This is a genomic window from Pseudonocardia xinjiangensis, from assembly GCF_012911925.1.
GTDB classification, from domain to species: domain Bacteria; phylum Actinomycetota; class Actinomycetes; order Mycobacteriales; family Pseudonocardiaceae; genus Pseudonocardia; species Pseudonocardia xinjiangensis.
The window spans coordinates 95170-113718 of the sequence record NZ_JAAXKY010000003.1 but is presented as its reverse complement, the minus strand read 5'-3'; the positions used below and the strand labels follow the sequence as shown (position 1 = coordinate 113718).

Annotated in this window: 19 protein-coding genes; 18 read left to right on the top strand and 1 reads right to left on the bottom strand. The window is 71.7% G+C overall.

Going from position 1 to position 18549, the window contains the following annotated elements:
- Positions 1 to 78 precede the first annotated feature (78 nt).
- The 4 genes from HF577_RS02390 to HF577_RS02375 all read left to right on the top strand — a co-directional run bounded on the left by HF577_RS02390 (position 79) and on the right by HF577_RS02375 (position 3318).
- Positions 79 to 528 carry a Fur family transcriptional regulator gene (locus HF577_RS02390; RefSeq protein ID WP_169394055.1) on the top strand — a complete coding sequence of 150 codons (450 nt, stop codon included), beginning with the start codon at positions 79 to 81 and terminating at the stop codon, positions 526 to 528.
- Positions 525 to 1613: a CAF17-like 4Fe-4S cluster assembly/insertion protein YgfZ gene (gene ygfZ / locus HF577_RS02385; protein WP_169394022.1), complete on the top strand. Its 1089-nt coding sequence runs from the start codon at positions 525 to 527 to the stop codon at positions 1611 to 1613. Before HF577_RS02390 ends, ygfZ begins: the two co-directional genes overlap by 4 nt.
- An 86-nt stretch (positions 1614 to 1699) precedes the next feature.
- Positions 1700 to 2896 (top strand): MFS transporter, encoded by a 1197-nt coding sequence (locus HF577_RS02380; protein ID WP_312858898.1) that lies wholly within the window; start codon positions 1700 to 1702, stop codon positions 2894 to 2896.
- Positions 2897 to 3108: 212 nt separating this feature from the next.
- Positions 3109 to 3318: a DUF3073 domain-containing protein gene (locus HF577_RS02375; protein ID WP_169394021.1), complete on the top strand. Its 210-nt coding sequence runs from the start codon at positions 3109 to 3111 to the stop codon at positions 3316 to 3318.
- Between the two features lie 109 nt (positions 3319 to 3427).
- Here HF577_RS02375 and HF577_RS02370 read toward each other — a convergent pair whose 3' ends face one another.
- Positions 3428 to 4183: a GntR family transcriptional regulator gene (locus HF577_RS02370; protein WP_312858897.1), complete on the bottom strand. Its 756-nt coding sequence runs from the start codon at positions 4181 to 4183 to the stop codon at positions 3428 to 3430.
- A gap of 118 nt (positions 4184 to 4301) precedes the next feature.
- Between HF577_RS02370 and iolC the strand changes: the two genes are divergently transcribed.
- The 14 genes from iolC to HF577_RS02300 all read left to right on the top strand — a co-directional run bounded on the left by iolC (position 4302) and on the right by HF577_RS02300 (position 18497).
- A complete protein-coding gene (gene iolC, locus HF577_RS02365) occupies positions 4302 to 5306 on the top strand; it encodes a 5-dehydro-2-deoxygluconokinase (RefSeq protein ID WP_169394020.1) in 1005 nt (334 codons plus the stop codon).
- Positions 5299 to 6174: a Cgl0159 family (beta/alpha)8-fold protein gene (locus HF577_RS02360; protein ID WP_169394019.1), complete on the top strand. Its 876-nt coding sequence runs from the start codon at positions 5299 to 5301 to the stop codon at positions 6172 to 6174. The genes iolC and HF577_RS02360 overlap by 8 nt, the downstream gene beginning before the upstream one ends.
- On the top strand, positions 6171 to 7076 hold the full coding sequence (gene iolB, locus HF577_RS02355) for a 5-deoxy-glucuronate isomerase (RefSeq protein WP_407692178.1): 906 nt from the start codon (positions 6171 to 6173) through the stop codon (positions 7074 to 7076). The genes HF577_RS02360 and iolB overlap by 4 nt, the downstream gene beginning before the upstream one ends.
- Positions 7073 to 8980: a 3D-(3,5/4)-trihydroxycyclohexane-1,2-dione acylhydrolase (decyclizing) gene (gene iolD, locus HF577_RS02350; RefSeq protein WP_169394018.1), complete on the top strand. Its 1908-nt coding sequence runs from the start codon at positions 7073 to 7075 to the stop codon at positions 8978 to 8980. The genes iolB and iolD overlap by 4 nt, the downstream gene beginning before the upstream one ends.
- The gene (locus HF577_RS02345) at positions 8977 to 10473 is read left to right on the top strand and encodes a CoA-acylating methylmalonate-semialdehyde dehydrogenase (protein WP_169394017.1); all 1497 of its coding nucleotides are present in this window, start codon (positions 8977 to 8979) and stop codon (positions 10471 to 10473) included. Before iolD ends, HF577_RS02345 begins: the two co-directional genes overlap by 4 nt.
- 2 nt (positions 10474 to 10475) lie before the next feature.
- Positions 10476 to 11399: a TIM barrel protein gene (locus HF577_RS02340; protein WP_169394016.1), complete on the top strand. Its 924-nt coding sequence runs from the start codon at positions 10476 to 10478 to the stop codon at positions 11397 to 11399.
- Between the two features lie 50 nt (positions 11400 to 11449).
- The gene (locus HF577_RS02335; protein WP_246265473.1) at positions 11450 to 12445 is read left to right on the top strand and encodes a substrate-binding domain-containing protein; all 996 of its coding nucleotides are present in this window, start codon (positions 11450 to 11452) and stop codon (positions 12443 to 12445) included.
- A 60-nt stretch (positions 12446 to 12505) separates the two neighbouring features.
- On the top strand, positions 12506 to 13570 hold the full coding sequence (locus HF577_RS02330) for an ABC transporter permease (protein WP_169394015.1): 1065 nt from the start codon (positions 12506 to 12508) through the stop codon (positions 13568 to 13570).
- A 7-nt stretch (positions 13571 to 13577) separates the two neighbouring features.
- Complete coding sequence (locus HF577_RS02325) at positions 13578 to 14393, top strand: ATP-binding cassette domain-containing protein (RefSeq protein WP_169394014.1); 816 nt, start codon at positions 13578 to 13580, stop codon at positions 14391 to 14393.
- A 28-nt stretch (positions 14394 to 14421) separates the two neighbouring features.
- The gene (locus HF577_RS02320) at positions 14422 to 15441 is read left to right on the top strand and encodes a Gfo/Idh/MocA family oxidoreductase (RefSeq protein WP_169394013.1); all 1020 of its coding nucleotides are present in this window, start codon (positions 14422 to 14424) and stop codon (positions 15439 to 15441) included.
- Positions 15438 to 16307: a sugar phosphate isomerase/epimerase family protein gene (locus tag HF577_RS02315; protein ID WP_169394012.1), complete on the top strand. Its 870-nt coding sequence runs from the start codon at positions 15438 to 15440 to the stop codon at positions 16305 to 16307. The genes HF577_RS02320 and HF577_RS02315 overlap by 4 nt, the downstream gene beginning before the upstream one ends.
- Positions 16304 to 17350 carry a Gfo/Idh/MocA family oxidoreductase gene (locus HF577_RS02310; protein ID WP_169394011.1) on the top strand — a complete coding sequence of 349 codons (1047 nt, stop codon included), beginning with the start codon at positions 16304 to 16306 and terminating at the stop codon, positions 17348 to 17350. Before HF577_RS02315 ends, HF577_RS02310 begins: the two co-directional genes overlap by 4 nt.
- Positions 17347 to 18219, top strand: coding sequence for a sugar phosphate isomerase/epimerase family protein (locus HF577_RS02305; protein WP_312858896.1), 873 nt, complete (start codon positions 17347 to 17349; stop codon positions 18217 to 18219). The genes HF577_RS02310 and HF577_RS02305 overlap by 4 nt, the downstream gene beginning before the upstream one ends.
- Positions 18220 to 18323: 104 nt before the next feature.
- A complete protein-coding gene (locus tag HF577_RS02300; RefSeq protein WP_169394010.1) occupies positions 18324 to 18497 on the top strand; it encodes a hypothetical protein in 174 nt (57 codons plus the stop codon).
- Positions 18498 to 18549: the final 52 nt, after the last annotated feature.

Below are 18549 nucleotides of genomic sequence, written 5' to 3'. Positions count from 1 at the left end.
CTCGTGGGCGGCCGCCGGACGGGCACCCGGACAGGGACCTCCCGACGGCCTACCATCGAACCGGTGGACACTCCGTCGATGCTCGATCCTGCTGGCGGATCATCGGCGCTGCGCCGGACGCTGCACCAACGGGGCCTACGGATGACCCCGCAGCGGCAGCTGGTCCTCGACGCCGTCCGCACCCTCGGCCACGCCACCCCGGAGCAGATCTGCACCGAGGTGCAGCGGGCCGCACCTGCGGTCAACATCACCACGATCTACCGCACGCTGGACCTGATGGAGCGCATCGGACTCGTGCGCCACACCCATCTCGGACACGGCGCCCCCACCTACTCGGAGCAGGAACACCAGCACGTCCACCTGGTCTGCCATTCCTGTGGCACCGTCACCGAGGCCGCCACCGACCTGATGGACGGGCTGACCCGCCGGCTGCGCAGCGACATCGGCTTCGAGCTCGACCCCTCCCATGTAGCCCTGTCCGGAATGTGCAGCACCTGCCGCGAGACCACGCCAGAGGAGCTGTCATGACCAGCACGGACCAGACGCTCCCCGGCGCCGACTCCGACCCGCAGGTGCCCGCCCACCGGGGTGACCCGCTGGCCGAGCAGCGGGCGATGGCACGCACCGCCGCCGTCGTCGACCGCGGGCACCGCGGCGTCATCGCCGTCACCGGTGAGGACCGGCTGAGCTGGCTGCACCTGCTGCTGAGCCAGCACGTCAGCGAGCTGCCGTCCGACACCGGCACCGAAGCGCTCATCCTCGACATCAACGGCCGCGTGCTCCACCACATGGTGGTCGCCCACGCCCAGGACACCGTGTACCTCGACACGGAGCCCGGCGACGTCCCCGAGCTGCTCGGCTACCTGCAGAAGATGGTGTTCTGGTCGAAGGTCGAACCGCGGGACGCCACGGACGAGCTCGCGGTGCTGAGCATCGTCGGCCCGGCCACGGCGGACGTGCTCGCGAAGGCGGGCTGCGCGGTGCCCGCCGCACCGCACGGGGCGCTGGCCCTGCCCGACGGCGGGGTGGCGCGTCGGATGACGTGGCCGGGCACCGACGCCGTCGACCTGCTCGTCCCCCGGGAGGCGCAGGCCGCCTGGTGGGAGCGCCTGACGGCGGCCGGCGCACGTCCGGCGGGCACGATGGCCTTCGAGGCGATGCGCGTGGAGTCCCTGCGGCCCCGGCTGCACGTCGACACCGACGACCGCACCATCCCGCACGAGGTGGGCTGGATCGGCTCGGCCGTGCACCTGACGAAGGGCTGCTACCGCGGGCAGGAGACGGTCGCGCGGGTGGCCAACCTCGGCCGTCCCCCGCGCCGGCTGGTGCTGCTGCACCTCGACGGCGGCGACGAGCGCCTGCCGCTGCCGGGCGACCCGGTGCTGCGCGACGGCAGGCCCGTCGGCCGGGTCGGCACGGTGGCCCTGCACCACGAGCTGGGCCCGGTGGCGCTGGCGCTGCTCAAGCGGTCCGTGCCGGTGGACGCCGAGCTGGTGGCCGGCGCCGAGGACCGCGTGGCGCCCGCTGCGGTCGACCCGTCCTCGGTGCCGCCGGAGGACGACGCCCCTCCTCCCGGTCGCGCCGCCCAGATGCGGGGCGGGCTGCGCGGCTGAGCCCGCGCCGCCGCGTGCTCCGTCCCACAGTCCACATCTCGGGACGGCGCTCCTGCCCTTCGGGATGACCACGTACGGTCGATCGCGTGCTGAGGGGCCCCGGGTATCGATGGGTGGTGCTCGCGGTGGGCACCGTGGCCCAGGCCGCCACAGCCGCCTACTTCCTCGGGCTCTCCGCCGTCACGCCGGCACTGCGTGACTACTTCGGGCTCGGGCTGGCCGCCGTCGGTACCCTGATCGGAGCGATCTCCGTCGGCCTCGTCCTCACGCTGATCGCCTGGGGCGGGGCGGCCGACCGGTTCGGCGAGCGCGGGGTGATGAGCGTCGGGCTGGTCGGGGCGGCCGCGGCGCTGGCCGGGACGGCGTTCGTCCACACCCCGCTCGCCGCAGGCGCCCTCCTGGTCCTCGCGGGCGCATCCGGCGCGAGCGTGAACGCGGCCAGCGGCCGGGCGGTGCTCACCTGGTTCCCGTCCGGACGCCGGGGGATGGCGATGGCCGTCCGCCAGACGTCCGTACCGGTCGGGGCGGCCCTCGCGGCCGCGGCCCTGCCGGCGATCGCCACCGCGGGCGGGATCCCGGCCGTGTTCCTGACGCTCGCCGCCACCTGCCTGCTCGCCGCGGCCGCGGTGGCGATCTGGGTTCGCGAGCCACCGGGCCGGCCCGCCCGCGGCACCCGGCCGGCCACCGGGGTCATGACCGTGCTGGCGGACCGGCGGCTGCTGCGGCTGAGCCTCGCGGGCCTGCTGCTGGTCGTCCCGCAGTTCCTCGGCTCGGTCTTCCTCGTCGAGGTGCTGCACGAGGGTGCGGGGCTCCCCCTCGGCCTGTCCAGCGGGCTGCTCGCGCTCACCCAGGTGCTCGGCGCGCTGGGGCGGCTCGGGAACGGGTTCTGGTCCGACCGCGTGTCGAGCAGGCTCGGGCCCCTGCGGGTCGTCGCCGTCGCGGCGGCCGTCGGGTTCGCGCTGTCCGCGGCGCTCGAACCGGGGCCGGCACCCGTGCTCGCCGCCGTGCTGGTGCCCGCCGCCGCGGTGGCGATCAGCTGGAACGGCCTCGTCTTCACCGCGGCGGGCGAGCTCGCTCCACCTGACCGGGCCGCCACCGCGATGGCCGTGTCCAACACCGCCAACTACGTGGCCGCCGCGGTGGCTCCCCCGCTCGGCGGCCTCGTCGCCGAGGTCGCCGGCTGGCCCGCGATGCTGGGGATGGGGGCGGTGGCCGCGCTGGGGGCGTTCGCCGCGTTGATCAGGTTGGCCGAGCCGGTGGCCGGGCGCAGCGCCGGCACCTGACCTTCACGGCCTCCACCTGCGGACATCGGCTGATCCAGACGCCCCGCCTCCGACGCGCCCGAGCGGCAGAGAGCGTGTGAAGTCACACAACTGGTGCCACATCGCACACGACCCCATCCGCAAGGTACGGTGGTCACCAGGACATTGATGAGATGTGAATGGGGCCGCCGAGTTATCCGGCCGCCCCTTCCCTGTTGTAAGGGGGACCAGCCATGGGGCGCGGACGAGCCAAGGCCAAGCAGACGAAGGTGGCCCGAGAGCTCAAGTACAGCTCCCCCACCATGGATCTCGACGCGCTGCAGCGCGAGATCGGGAGTGGGACGGCACCCCGCAACGGTGTTGCCGAAGACGACTACGTCGACCCGTACGCTCCTCCGGAGGCGGACGACGAGGACGAGGCCCCGAGCCGTCGCTACAGGTGACGCCGGGGGCCCGGCAGGGCCTGCGGGTCACCTGCCTCGGGCCCTCGTGGGGTGACACAACGGCGCGACAGCTTCAGCACGGGCCGGCACCCACAAGTGCCGGCTCGTGTCACGTGGAGAGCGTCAGCTCGAAGGCGTAGCGGCTCGCGCGGTAGATGTGCGAGCCGTACTCCACGCCTCGGCCGCTCGCGTCCCAGGCCGTGCGCGTCATCGTGAGCAACGGCGCACCCCTGACGTCCTCGAGCACGCTGGCCTCCGCCGCCGTGGCGACCCGCGCACCCACCACCTGCGTGGCCATTCGCGGCGCGTATCCCGCCGCCCGCAGCAGCTCGTAGAGCCCTCGCCCTTCGAGGTCTTCGCACCGCAGCGGCAGCACGTCCACCGGCACCGCGTTCTGCATGATCGCGAGCGGTTCGCCGTCCGCGAACCGCAGTCGCTCCATCCATGTGACCTGAGCGTTCTCGTCGAGGCCGAGCGCCTCCGCCACGTGGTCCGGCGCATGCCGCACCTCCAGCGTCCGGACCTGCGTGCGCGGCTTCTGCCCCGACTTCGCCAGGTCGTCGTAGAGGCTCGAGAGCTCCACCGGGCGGCGGACCTTCGGATGCACGATCTGCGTGCCGACCCCGCGCTTGCGGACGAGCACGCCCCGTTCCACGAGGTACTGCACGGCCCGGCGGATCGTCGGCCGCGACACTCCCAGGCGCTCGGCCAGCTCCACCTCGTTCTCCAGCCGCCCTCCGACCGGCAGCACGCCGCTCTCGATGAGCTGCTGCATCCGGCTCGCCACCTGGAAGTACAGGGGCACCGGGCTGGTGCGGTCCAACCCCACCTCCGGGACCAGGCCGGTCGGGCCCGAACGATCCACGGCGTACTCCTCCGTCGTTTATGTCAGGACAAAGTGTTGACAGGTTCCGGTCGTCAGAGTACATCTGTCGGAGTGTCCCGGGTCACTCCCGGAGCACGACCCGAACGGGAGGACAGCGATGACGCCGGGGGCCGACGCGGGGCACGCACCGCCGCACGCCGGGAGCGACCGCACGAGCGCCCTCGAGGTGCTCACGATGGGACGCATCGGGGTGGACATCTACCCGTTGCAGATCGGGGTGTCGCTGCGCGAGGTGCAGACGTTCGGCAAGTACCTCGGGGGCAGCGCGTCCAACGTCGCCGTCGCCGCCGCCCGCCACGGCAGGCGCAGCGCGGTGATCACCCGCACCGGAGCGGACCCGTTCGGCGAGTTCCTGCACGACGCGCTGCGCGGCTACGGCGTGGACGACCGGTACGTCACGGCGGTGCCCGGGCTGCCCACCCCCGTCACCTTCTGCGAGATCTTCCCGCCCGACGACTTCCCGCTGTACTTCTACCGCCTCCCCAAGGCCCCCGACCTGGAGATCCACACCGGCGAGCTCGACACGGACGCGGTGCGGTCCGCCGACATCTTCTGGGTGACCGGCACGGGCTTGTCCCAGGAACCGAGCCGCGGCGCCACGCTCGCCGCACTCCGCGAGCGCGCCAAGGGCGGCATCACGGTGCTCGACCTCGACTACCGGCCGATGTTCTGGTCCTCCCGCGAGGAGGCCCGCCGGTGGATGCAGGAGGCGCTGCCCCACGTGACGGTGGCGGTCGGCAACCTCGACGAGTGCGAGACCGCCGTCGGGGTCCGCGAGCCGCGCGCCGCAGCCCGGGCCCTGCACGACGCGGGCGTCGAACTGGCCGTGGTCAAGCAGGGACCCGCCGGGGTACTCGCCTCCGACGGCACCCAGGAGGTGCAGGTGCCGCCGGTGCCCGTCGAGGTGGTGAACGGGCTCGGTGCCGGCGACGCGTTCGGCGGCGCGCTGTGCCACGCGTTGCTGGCGGGGTGGGACCTCGAACGGGCGATGCGCTTCTGCAACACCGCGGGGGCCATCGTCGCGGGACGGCTCGCCTGTTCCGACGCCATGCCCACCACCGACGAGGTCGAGGCGAGACTCGGGGAGGTCATCCGTGCGTGAGGAGCAGCTCCGCAACCTGATCGACAGCCGCGTGCGCAGGCCGCAGGCCGTGGCCGAAGCCGCGGCGCGGCGCCGCAGGCCCGGCTCCCTGCTCGCCGAGCACGGCAAGCTGATGATGATCGCCGCCGACCACCCGGCCAGGGGCGCACTGCGGGCCGGTGGCCGGCCGCTGGCCATGGCCGACCGCGCCGACCTGCTCGACCGGCTCTGTCTCGCGCTGTCCCGCCCCGGCGTGAACGGCGTGCTCGGCACTCCGGACGTGCTGGAGGACCTCCTGCTGCTCGGCGCCCTCGACGACAAGGTGGTGGTCGGCTCGATGAACCGGGGCGGCCTGGCCGGCACCAGCTTCGAGATCGACGACCGCTTCACCGCCTACGACGTGCCGAGCATCGCGGCGTCCGGCTTCGAGGGCGGCAAGATGCTGCTGCGGATCGACCCGGAGGACCCGGCGACGGTCACCACGCTGGAAGCGGGTGCGCGCGCGGTCGGCGAGCTGGCGCGCAACGGGCTGATGGCGATGGTCGAGCCGTTCATCTCCCACCGGGTGGACGGGCGCGTACGCAACGAGCTCACCGCCGAGGCCATGATCCGCGCGACGTGCGTGGCGGCGGGGCTGGGAGCCACCTCCGCCTACACGTGGCTGAAGGTGCCGATAGTCGAGGAGATGGAGCGGGCCATGGCCGCCACGACGCTGCCAGCACTGATCCTGGGCGGCGAGGTGACCGACGACCAGGACGCCGCGTTCGCGAGCTGGAGCAAGGCGCTTGCCCTGCCAACGGTCCAGGGGCTGGTGATCGGCCGGTCCCTGCTGTACCCGCCGAACGACGACGTCGCCGCAGCCGTGGATGCGGCGGTGAGCCTGCTGTGACCGAGCTCGCGAGCGAGACGCCGACCGTGGGCCCGGTGGTCCGCAGGGGCGAGACGGCCGACGGCACGTTCTCCCTCGTCATCACCCCGGGGACCGCAGGCTGGGGATACAGCAGTCTGCGCGTGCTCGACCTGCCCGCGGGCGGGCGCGTCAGCTTCGACACCGGCGAGGACGAGATGGTGGTCCTCCCGCTGTCCGGTGCCTGCGTGGTGGAGTGCGACGGCGAGACCTTCGAGCTGGCCGGGCGCGAGAGCGTGTTCTCCCGGGTCACCGACTTCGCGTACGTCCCGCGCGATGCACGGGTCACGGTCTCGTCCGGGGCGGGCGGCCGGTTCGCCCTGCCGGCGGCCCGAGCCTCCCGCAGGCTGGCGGCCCGGTACGGCCCGGCCGACGGCGTGTCGGTCGAGCTGCGCGGAGCCGGGCAGGCCAGCAGGCAGGTCAACAACTTCTGCACCCCGGAGGCGTTCGACGCCGACAAGCTGATCGCCGTCGAGGTGCTGACCCCGGCGGCCAACTGGTCGTCCTACCCGCCGCACAAGCACGACGAGGAGCGCGAGGGTGAGGCGCGGCTCGAAGAGGTCTACTACTTCGAGGTCGCGCCGGGGCCCACCGGTGAGGGCATCGCCTACCAGCGCGTCTACTCCTCGGGGCCGGGACGCGAGATCGACGTGTGCACGGAGGTGCGCAGCGGCGACACCGTGCTCATCCCGCACGGCTGGCACGGGCCGTCGATGGCCGTGCCCGGCTACGACCTGTACTACCTCAACGTCATGGCCGGCCCGAGCCCGGACCGGGCCTGGCTGATCTGCGACGACCCGGCCCACGGCTGGGTCCGCGGCACGTGGGACGACCAGGAGATCGACCCCCGGCTGCCCCTGACGACCACGGAGGAGCGCTCATGACCGTCCGGCTGACCGTCGCCCAGGCGCTCGTCCGGTTCCTGGCCGCCCAGTACAGCGAGCGCGACGGGATCGAGCAGCGGCTGATCCCCGGCTGCTTCGGCATCTTCGGGCACGGCAACGTGGCTGGCGTCGCGCAGGCGCTGCTCGAGACCGCCGAGAGCGGCGACCTCCCCTACCACCTGGCGCGCAACGAGCAGGGCATGGTGCACGCCGCCGTCGGCTACTCGCGGATGCGCAACCGGCTCCAGGCGATGGCCTGCACGGCGTCGATCGGGCCGGGGTCCACCAACATGCTCACCGGAGCGGCGCTGGCCACCACCAACCGCATCCCGGTGCTGCTGCTCCCGTCGGACATCTTCGCCACCCGCGTGGCCAGCCCGGTGCTGCAGGAGCTGGAGCAGCCCTCCGGCTACGACGTGTCGGTGAACGACGCGTTCCGGCCGCTGTCACGCTTCTTCGACCGGGTCTGGCGCCCCGAGCAGCTCCCGTCGGCGCTGCTCGGAGCGATGCGGGTGCTCACCGACCCGGCGGAGACCGGCGCGGCGACGATCGCGCTGCCGCAGGACGTGCAGGCCGAGGCGCACGACTGGCCCGATGAGCTGTTCGCGAAGCGCGTCTGGCACATCCCGCGCCCGGTGCCCGAGCCGGCCGCACTGGCCCGCGCCGCGGCGATCATCTCCTCGGCCCGCCGTCCCCTGCTCGTGGCGGGCGGTGGGGTGCACTACAGCGAGGCGGGCGACGCGCTGCGCCGCTTCGCCGAGGCCACGGGCATCCCCGTCGCCGACACGCAGGCCGGCAAGGGCGCGCTGCTGTGGGACCACCCGCAGGCCGTCGGCGGTGTGGGCTCCACCGGTTCCCCCGTGGCCAACGCGCTGGCCCGCGAGGCCGACGTCGTCATCGGGGTGGGCACCCGCTACAGCGACTTCACCACCGCGTCGCGCACGGCATTCCAGAACCCGGACGTCCGCTTCGTCAACGTCAACATCGCGGCCTTCGACGCCGCGAAGCACGCCGGTTCGACCCTCGTGGCCGACGCGAGGGCTGCGCTGGACGCGCTCGTCGACGCGGTCGAGGGGTACCGCGTCGACGACGCCTACACCGCGGCGCACCGGGCCCACACCAGGGAGTGGAACCAGGTGGTGGACCAGGCCGTCCACCTGGGACACGCGCCGCTCCCGGCCCAGACCGAGGTGCTCGGCGCGCTCAACGAGGAGATGGACACGCGCGACGTCGTGGTGCAGGCGGCCGGTTCCATGCCGGGTGACCTGCAGATGCTCTGGCGGGCGCGCGACGCGAAGCAGTACCACGTCGAGTACGCCTACTCCTGCATGGGCTACGAGATCGCCGGCGCCCTCGGCGTGAAGATGGCCGCGCCTGATCGCGAGGTGTTCGCGCTGGTCGGCGACGGTTCCTATCTGATGATGTCCCAGGAGCTGGTCACCGCGGTGTCCGAGGGGATCAAGCTCAACGTCGTCATCGTGGAGAACCGCGGGTTCGCCTCGATCGGGGCGCTCTCGGAGTCGCTGGGTTCGCAGCGCTTCGGCACCGCCTACCGCTACCGCAACCCGGAGACCGGGCAGCTCGACGGCGACGTGCTCCCGGTCGACCTCGCCGCCAACGCCGCGAGTCTCGGCGCCGACGTCATCCGGGTCCGGACGATAGAGGAGTTCCGCGCCGCGCTGGCGCGGTCCCGCGCGTCCGACCGCACCACCGCCATCCACATCGAGACCGACCCGCTCGCGCCCGTCCCGTCGTCGGAGAGCTGGTGGGACGTGCCGGTGTCCGAGGTCGCCCAGCTGATGAGCACGAACCAGGCCCGCAAGACCTACGAGGCGCACAAGGCGGAGCAGCGGCCCCTGCTGCGGCCGTCCGGCGCGCCCGGCTCCGAGGAGGGATCGCCGTGAGGACCATCACCCACTGGATCGGTGGCAAGTCGGAGCCGGGTACCTCCACCCGCACCAGCCCGGTGTGGAACCCCGCCACCGGTGAGCAGCAGGCCGAGGTGGCGCTCGCGAACCAGGTGGACATCGGCTCGGCGGTCGCCACGGCTGCCGCCGCCTTCGAGACGTGGTCGCAGTCCTCGCTCTCGACGCGCACCAAGGTGCTCTTCGCTTTCCGCGAGCTGGTGAACCAGCGCACGCAGGACATCGCGGAGATCATCTCCGACGAGCACGGCAAGGTCGTCTCCGACGCGCGTGGCGAGGTGCAGCGCGGGCTGGAGGTCGTCGAGTTCGCCTGCGGCATCCCGACTCTGCTCAAGGGCGAGTACTCCGACCAGGTCTCGGGTGGGGTCGACGTCTTCTCGTTCCGGCAGCCGCTCGGGGTGTGCGCCGGGATCACCCCGTTCAACTTCCCGGCGATGGTGCCGATGTGGATGCATCCGGTGGCCATCGCCTGCGGCAACACCTTCGTGCTCAAGCCGAGCGAACGCGATCCGAGCGCGTCCATGCTGGTGGCGGAGCTGTGGGCCGAGGCCGGGCTGCCCGACGGCGTGTTCAACGTCGTGCACGGCGACAAGGAGGCGGTCGATGCGCTGCTGGACCACCCGGACGTCGCCGCGGTGTCCTTCGTCGGCTCGACGCCCATCGCGCGCTACATCCACGAGCGCGGCTCCGCCAACGGCAAGCGGGTGCAGGCCCTCGGCGGCGCGAAGAACCACGCCGTCGTCCTCCCGGACGCTCCCCTGGACTACGCCTCCGACCACCTCGTCGCGGCCGCGTTCGGCTCGGCGGGCGAGCGCTGCATGGCGGTGTCGGCGGCCGTCGCCGTCGGTTCCGCCGCTGACGAGCTCGTCGCCGTGGTGAGCGAGAAGGCCCGCGCCGTGCAGGTCGGCCCCGGCCGTGACCCGGCCAGTGAGATGGGCCCCGTCGTCACCGCCGCCGCCCGTGACCGCATCGTCGGGCTCATCGGCAGCGGCGCCGACCAGGGCGCCACGCTCGCCGTCGACGGCCGCGGCCTGACCGTCCCGGGCTACGAGGACGGCTTCTTCGTGGGGCCCACCGTGATCGACAACGTCGGCCGGGACATGGACGTCTACCGCGAGGAGATCTTCGGACCGGTCCTCTCGGTGGTGCGCACCGACTCCGTGGACGAGGCGATCGCGCTGATCAACGCCAACCCGTACGGCAACGGCACCGCCATCTTCACCTCCAGCGGGGAGGCGGCGCGGCGGTTCCAGCGCGGGGTGAACGTGGGCATGATCGGCATCAACGTCCCGATCCCCGTGCCGATGGCGTACTACTCCTTCGGCGGCTGGAAGGACTCGCTCTTCGGGGACAAGCACGTCCACGGCCCGGAGGGCGTCTCGTTCTACACGCGGGCGAAGGTCGTCACCTCGCGCTGGCCGGAGGTCGAACAATCCACCGGCGCGTCCTACCACTTCCCGACGGCGACCTGATCATGGCTGCGCTGGACCGGCTGACCCTCGGCACCGCCCCCGACTCGTGGGGCGTGTGGTTCCCGTCCGACCCGCACCAGGTCGGCTGGACGCAGTACCTCGACGAGATCGGCCAGGCCGGCTACACCCACACCGAGCTCGGCCCGTCCGGGTTCCTGCCGCAGGACCCCGGGCAGCTGCGCGACGAACTCGGTTCCCGGGGGCTGACGCTGTGCGGCGGCACGATCTTCGCCGGCCTGCACCGCGGGGGCGAGGCGCTGGACGAGGCGATCGAGGCGTGCAGCAGGGAGTCGCGCCTGCTCACCGCGCTCGGCGCCCGCCACCTCGTGCTGCTGCCCGAGCAGTACACCGACATGCACACCGGCGCCGCCACCGGGTCAGGCGACATCGACCCCGAGCACTGGAAGAACCTCACCACCGGCTACGACCGGCTGGGGAAGCTGCTGCACGAGGAGTTCGGCGTCGACCTGGTGTTCCATCCGCACGCCGACACCCACGTCGACACGCAGGTGCGGGTGGAGCGGTTCCTCGCCGACACCGACCCGCGGTACGTGAACCTGTGCCTCGACACCGGGCACATCTCCTACTGCGACGGCGACAACATCGCCATCATCCGGCGGTTCCCGGAACGCATCCGCTACGTGCACCTCAAGCAGGTCGACCCCGCCGTCCGGGAGCGCGTCCGCGCCGAGAAGCTCTCGCTCGCCGAGGCCGTGCCGCTCGGTGTGATGGTCGAGCCGCCGTACGGGGACCCGTCGATGCCACCGCTGCTCGACGCGCTCGCCGCACTCGACACCGACCTGTTCACCGTGGTGGAGCAGGACCTCTATCCCGTGGAAGCGCACATCCCGCTACCGATAGCCGCCCGCACGGCGGGGTACTTCGCCGGGTGCGGGCTCGGACCGCTCCGACGGTGGCCCTACTGACCCGATCCCGGTCCGTCACCGATGACGGGCCGACACTGGAAGGAAACTCGATGAGGAGTCCCGGGAAGTCGATGCGGGCGCTGGCTGTGGTCGCAGCGCTCGGTGTCGCGCTGGCCGCGTGCAGCAGCCAGGGCGGCGCGAACGAGGCCAACCAGAACAGCGGCCCCGCCGTCGGCAGCGCCGGCGGCAGGCAGTACACGATCGCGATGGTCACGCACGAGGCCCCGGGCGACTCGTTCTGGGACAAGGTGCGCGCCGGCGCCCAGCAGGCGGCGAAGGAGCTCAACGTCGACCTGAAGTACTCCAACAACAACGACGCGGGCCAGCAGGCGACGCTGGTGCAGAACGCCATCGACAGCAAGGTCGACGGGATCGCCGTCACGCTGGCGTACGCCGACCAGGTCGGACCGGCCGCGCAGAAGGCGGTGCAGGCCGGTATCCCGACCGTCGCCTTCAACTCGGGCATCACCGACTACACGAAGTACGGGATCCCCATGTACTTCGGGTCGGACGAGGACCTCGCCGGGCAGTCGGCGGGGCAGCGAATGGCGTCCGCCGGTGGCCGCAAGGCGATCTGCGTGGTGCAGGAGCAGGGCAGCGTCGCGCTCGAAGCCCGCTGCGCCGGCGTGAAGAAGACCTTCCCGAACACCGAGAACCTGCAGGTCAACGGCACGGATCTGCCGTCGGTGCAGCAGACGATCGGCGCGAAGCTGCAGCAGGACCCCTCGATCACCGACGTCGTCACGCTCGGCGCACCGATCGCGCTCGCCGCGCTGCAGGCCAAGCAGGGCACCACCAGCCAGGCCAAGATCGTGACGTTCGACCTGAACGCCGATGTCGCCAAGGACATCCAGGACGGCACGATCGACTTCTCGATCGACCAGCAGCCCTACGTCCAGGGCTACATGGCCGTGCAGGCGCTCTGGCTGAACCTCACCAACGGCAACGACATCGGCGGCGGCAAGCCCGTGCTGACCGGTCCGTCGTTCGTCGACAAGAGCAACATCGACAAGATCGCGACGTACGCAGCCAACAACACTCGCTAGTTCCACCGCGGTGGGGCCGGCGCGCCGGCTCCACCGCGCCGCCCACCCCTGGAGCCAGTCATGAGCTCGACCGTGACGACATCACCGCCGCCGCAGTCCCCGTCCGCACCGGAACCGGCACAGGTCCGCCGGTCGATGCTGTCCCGCGTGCTCGCGCGCCCCGAGATCGGTGCGCTGGCTGCCGCGATCGCCATCTTCATCTTCTTCTTCGCGGTCGCGCCGCCCTTCCGGACCCTTCCGGCGTTCTCGACGGTGCTGTACGCCAGCTCGACCATCGGCATCGTCGCGGTCGGCGTGGCCCTGCTCATGATCGGTGGAGAGTTCGACCTCTCGGCCGGTGTCGCGGTGGCCACTGCAGCACTCGCCTCGGCGATGATCTCCTACCAGTTCAGCCTGAACGCCTGGGTCGGCGTGTTCATCAGCCTGGTGATCGCGCTGGCGATCGGCTTCGTGAACGGCTACCTCGTGGTGCGGACGGGGATTCCCAGCTTCCTCATCACCCTGAGCACGTTCTTCGTGCTGCAGGGCGTCAACCTGGGTGTCACCAAGCTCGTCACCGGCACGGTGGCCACCACCAACATCGACCGGCTCGACGGGTTCGACTCGGCGCGCGCGGTGTTCGCGGGCAACATCGACCTCGGCGTCATCACCATCGAGATCACGGTGGTGTGGTGGATCCTGTTCGTGGCCGTCGCCACGTGGGTGCTGCTGCGCACCCGCACCGGCAACTGGATCTTCGCCTCGGGTGGCAACGCCGCCAGCGCCCGCGCGGTCGGTGTGCCCGTGCCCAAGGTCAAGATCGGCCTGTTCATGGGCGTCGCGTTCCTGGCCTGGTTCCTCGGCCAGCACCTGCTGTTCAACTTCAGCAGCGTGCAGGCCGGTCTGGGCGTGGGCAACGAGTTCATCTACATCATCGCCGCGGTCGTGGGTGGCGCGCTGCTGACCGGCGGCTACGGCTCCGCGGTGGGCTCCGCGCTCGGGGCGTTCATCTTCGGCATGGTCACCCAGGGCATCGTCTTCGCCGGCTGGGACCCGAACTGGTTCAAGGCCTTCCTGGGCGCGATGCTCCTGCTGGCCGTGCTCGTCAACCTTTACGTCAAGAACTACGCGAGCCAGAGGCGGTGAGACGGCCATGACCGACACGATCGCGGAACACGCCGCACAGGATCTGGAGGCCGGCTCCCCGCTGGTCCAGATGGAGAACGTGGGCAAGGCCTACGGCGCCATCCGGGCACTCGAGGGCATCAACCTGACGGTGAACGCCGGCGAGGTGACCTGCGTCCTCGGGGACAACGGTGCCGGGAAGTCCACCCTGATCAAGATCATCTCCGGCCTGCACCCGCACACCGAGGGCACGGTCAAGGTCGACGGCGCGGCGGTGCATTTCTCCTCGCCGCGCGAGTCGCTCGACCACGGCATCGCCACCGTCTACCAGGACCTCGCGGTGGTCGGGCTGATGGAGGTGTGGCGCAACTTCTTCCTCGGCTCCGAGATCCGCAAGGGCAACTACCCGCTCGCCCCGATGGACATCAAGGGCATGCGCGAGATCGCCGACGCCGAGCTCAAGAAGATGGGCATCACGGTCAAGGACATCAACCAGCCCATCGGCACGCTGTCCGGCGGCCAGCGCCAGTGCGTCGCGATCGCCAGGGCCGTGTACTTCGGCGCGCGCGTGCTGATCCTCGACGAGCCGACCGCCGCGCTGGGCGTCAAGCAGTCCGGGGTGGTGCTCAAGTACACCGCCGCCGCGCGGGACGCGGGCCTCGGCGTCGTGTTCATCACCCACAACCCGCACCACGCCTACATGGTGGGCGACCACTTCATCATCCTGAAGCTGGGTCGCTGCGTCCTCGACAAGAAGCGCGCCGAGGTCTCCCTCGACGAGCTCACCGCGGAGATGGCGGGCGGGCAGGAGCTCGCCGAGCTGTCGCACGAGCTCGAGCGCTGAAGCACCCGACTCCAGGAGAGGAAACGACGTGACTCTGAACGTCGGCGTCATCGGCGTGGGCATGATCGGGCAGGACCACATCAGGCGGCTCACCCACGTCCTGTCCGGGGCGCGGGTCGCCGCGGTCACCGACGTGGATCTCGCCAGGGCACGGACGGTCGCGGACGACCTCCCCGGCGCAGTGCTGCACGACAGCGGCCAAGAGCTCATCGCCGACCCGGGCGTCGACGCGGTGGTCGTCACGTCCTGGGGACCCACCCACGAGGAGTACGTGCTGGGCTGCATCGCGGCCGGCAAGCAGGTGTTCTGCGAGAAGCCGCTCGCCACCACCGAGGCGGCCTGCACCCGGATCGTCGACGCCGAGGTCGCGGCGGGACGACGGCTCGTCATGGTCGGTTTCATGCGGCGCTACGACCCGCAGTACCGGGCGATGAAGCAGGTGGTGACCAGCGGGGAGATCGGCCTGCCGCTGCTCATGCACGCCGCGCACCGCAACCCGTCGGTGCCGCCGCACTACACCAGCGACATGATCATCAACGACAGCACGGTGCACGACATCGACGTCGCCCGCTGGATGTTCGACGACGAGATCGCCGCCATCACCGTGCTCAAGCCGCGGGTGAGCAGCAAGGCGGCCGCAGGCTTCAACGACCCGCTGCTCGTGCTGCTGGAGATGGCGAGCGGCGTGGTCGTCGACGTCGAAGCCATGGTGAACGCGGGCTTCGGCTACGACATCCGCGGCGAGGTGGTCTGCGAGGACGGCACCGTCGAGCTGTCGGAGAGCGCGGGTGCCCTGGTCAAGACGGCCGGACGGGTCAGCGGCCGGGTGCCGGCCAACTGGCAGGAGCGCTTCGTCCGCGCGTTCGACACCGAGTTCCAGGCGTGGATCGACGCCGTGACCGCGGGCGGCACCACCGGCCCCAGCGCGTGGGACGGCTACGCCGCCACCGTGTCGTGCGAGACGGCGCTCGCCGCGCTGCACTCCGGCGAGCGCGTCCCGGCGGTCCTGCGCGAGCGTCCCGACCTGTACAAGGAGGGGGCCAGGTGAAGCTGGCCGTCGACCCCTACATGCTGCGGAAGACGCCGTTGCTGGAGCTCCCGGCTCTGGTCGCGGAGCTCGGCTACCAGCACATCGAGCTGTCGCCGCGCGAGGACTTCATCCCGTTCTTCGTTCACCCGCGGGCCGACCGGGCCACCATCGCGGCGTTCCGCAAGGAGCTCGCAGGCGCCGGCGTGGAGATCGCCTCGGTGCTGCCGCTCTACAAGTGGTCGGGCCCCGACGAGGACGAGCGGCAGGCCGCGGTGCGGTACTGGCGCCGTGCCATCCAGATCGCCGTCGACCTGGGCTGCGAGGTGATGAACTCCGAGTTCAACGGGCGCCCCGAGCAGGCAGCGGCCAGCGAGGCACAGTTCTGGCGCTCGATGGAGGAGCTGCTCCCCGTGTTCGAGCAGGAGGGCGTGCGGCTCGTGCTGGAGCCGCACCCCGACGACTTCATGGAGGACGGGCGGGGCGCCGTCGACCTGATCCGCGGGATCGACAACGAGCTCGTCTCCTTCCTGTACTGCGCGCCGCACACGTTCCACCAGGGCGGCGACCTCGCCGACGTCATCCGGTACGCCGGACCGCTGCTCACCCAGCTGCACATCGCCGACTCCTTCGACCACACCGGGAGCTCGGGGCTGCGCTACATCGTCAACCCCCCGGGGTCGACGGCGCGCGTCCACCAGCACCTCGACGTGGGCCAGGGCGAGGTCGACTGGGACCTGTTCTTCGCCACGCTCGCCGAGGTCGGGTTCGACGGGATCGCCACGGTCTGCGTCTTCGCCTGGGAGGAGCGGGCGCGGGAGTCGCTGCGCTCCAACCGCAAGAAGGTGCTGGAGTACCTGGGCCGCCACGCCGTGAGCAGCGCATGAGCCGCCGGGTCGGCGTCGGGCTCACCGGGCTCGGGCGGATGGGCCGGATCCACGCGCGGAACCTGGCGTCGCGCTGCGCCTCGGCGGAGTTGGCGTGCCTGTACGACGCGGACACCGCGGTCGCCCGGCAGCTCGCCGAACAGCTCGATGTGCCCTGGACGGCGAGCTTCGACGAGCTGCTGGCCGACGACGGCGTCGAGGCCGTCGCGATCGCCACCTCCACCGGGTCGCACGCGGAGCTGGCGGTGGCCGCCGCCGCTGCGGGCAAGCACATCTTCTGCGAGAAGCCGATCTCGCTGGACCGCGACACCACGCTCGCCACCATCGATGCGGTCGCGCAGGCCGGCGTGCTGTTCCAGGTGGGCTTCCACCGCCGCTCCGACCCCGACTGGGTGGCCGCCGCGGAGCGGATCCACGCCGGGGAGCTGGGCGCGGTGACGCTGTTCCGCACGTCGCTGCGGGACATGACCTCACCGCCGCCCGCGTACCTGACCGGCTCGGGTGGGTTCTTCGTCGACGTCACGGTGCACGACCTCGACGTCGCCCGCTGGCTGGTGGGCGAGGTCGTGGAGGTCAGTGCGCACGGCGCCGCCGCCGACCCGGCGTTCGCCGCGCTCGGCGACATCGACACCGCCGTCGTCGTGCTGCGCTTCGAGAACGGCGCCCTCGGGGTGATCGACAACAGCCGCTCGGCCCGGTACGGCTACGAGTGCTCCACCGAGGTGATGGGCAGCGCCGCGACCGTCCGGATCGACGCCCCGCAGCGGCACCACTACGAGTGGCGCACGCCGGGGCTGGCGGCGCACGACATCCCGCGCGACTTCGAGGAGCGCTATCCCGAGGCCTACGCCGCGGAGCTGGACGCGTTCGGGCGCTCCGTGCGTGACGGCAGCGCACCCCGGGTGACCGGCCACGACGCCCTCGCCGCGTTCGACCTGGCCACCGCGGCACGCCGGTCGTGGGAGACGGGGCGCCCGGTCGGAACCAAGCCCCTGCGTACGCCCCACGGCGTGCTGTACGAAGTGGAGGAGCAGTCGACGTGAGTGACCAGAGGATCGCGGGGGCGCCCATCTCGTGGGGCGTGTGCGAGGTGCCCGGGTGGGGCTACCAGCTCCCGCGCGAGCGCGTGCTCGCGGAGATGCGGGAGGTGGGGCTCGCAGCCACCGAGCTGGGGCCCGACGGGTTCCTCCCGGCCGAACCGGGCGCGATGGCCGAGGTGCTCTCGCGGAACCACCTGCAGGCCGTCGGCGGGTTCACCCCGCTGCTGCTGCACGTGTCCGGGCACGACCCGGTGCCCGAGGTGGAGAAGCTGCTCCAGGCGTACGCGGCGACCGGTTCGGACGTGCTGGTGCTCTCGGCCGTCTCCGGGCGGGAGGGCTACGACACCCGTCCCGTCCTCGACGACCGGGGCTGGCGCACGCTGCTGACCAACCTGGACCGGCTCACGGATCTCGCGACCGAGCACGGCGTCCGCGCCGTGCTGCACCCGCACGTCGGCACGATGGTGGAGAACCCTGACGAGGTGCAGCGCGTGCTCGACGGCTCGTCGATCGCGCTGTGCCTGGACACCGGCCACCTGCTGATCGGCGGCACCGACCCCGCCGAGCTGACGCGGCAGGCGCCGCACCGGATCGCCCACACCCACCTCAAGGACGTCGACGCCCGGCTCGCAGGCCAGGTGCAGTCGGGCAGGCGCTCCTACACCGAGGCCGTCCGGGAGGGGATGTACCGCCCGCTCGGCCAGGGGGACGTCGACTTCGGCGCGATCGTCGGGCATCTGCACGGGCACGGCTACGACGGGTGGTACGTGCTGGAGCAGGACACGATCCTCACCGACGAGCCGCGCGGAGAAGGGCCGGTGGCGGACGTGCGCGCGAGCGTGGAGCACCTGCGCGCGATCCTGTCCCACTAACGGGGCGTAATGTGTGAGGGCCCTCACGCGAGGGTGTTACCCAGAGGGGTAACAGCACGGGGACCTGACGGAACCCGTCCACTTCAATGGGGAAAGCTGCCGAAGTGATCAACATCTCTGTCTCGGCGCGGTCATTGGCCGCGGCCCGCTCGATCGACCCCGACGTCTCACCCGCCGCCGTGCGGGCCGCGGTCGAGGTGGCCATCGCCGAGCATCTGCGCGAACTCCGGCGCTCCCCCGTCTCCGACCGTCCCCGCCCCGACTCCCAGGACGGGTAGCCGTCTGTTGAAGCGGGGGTACCGCAACGGTCATGGGGCCGCCGCCCGCGGG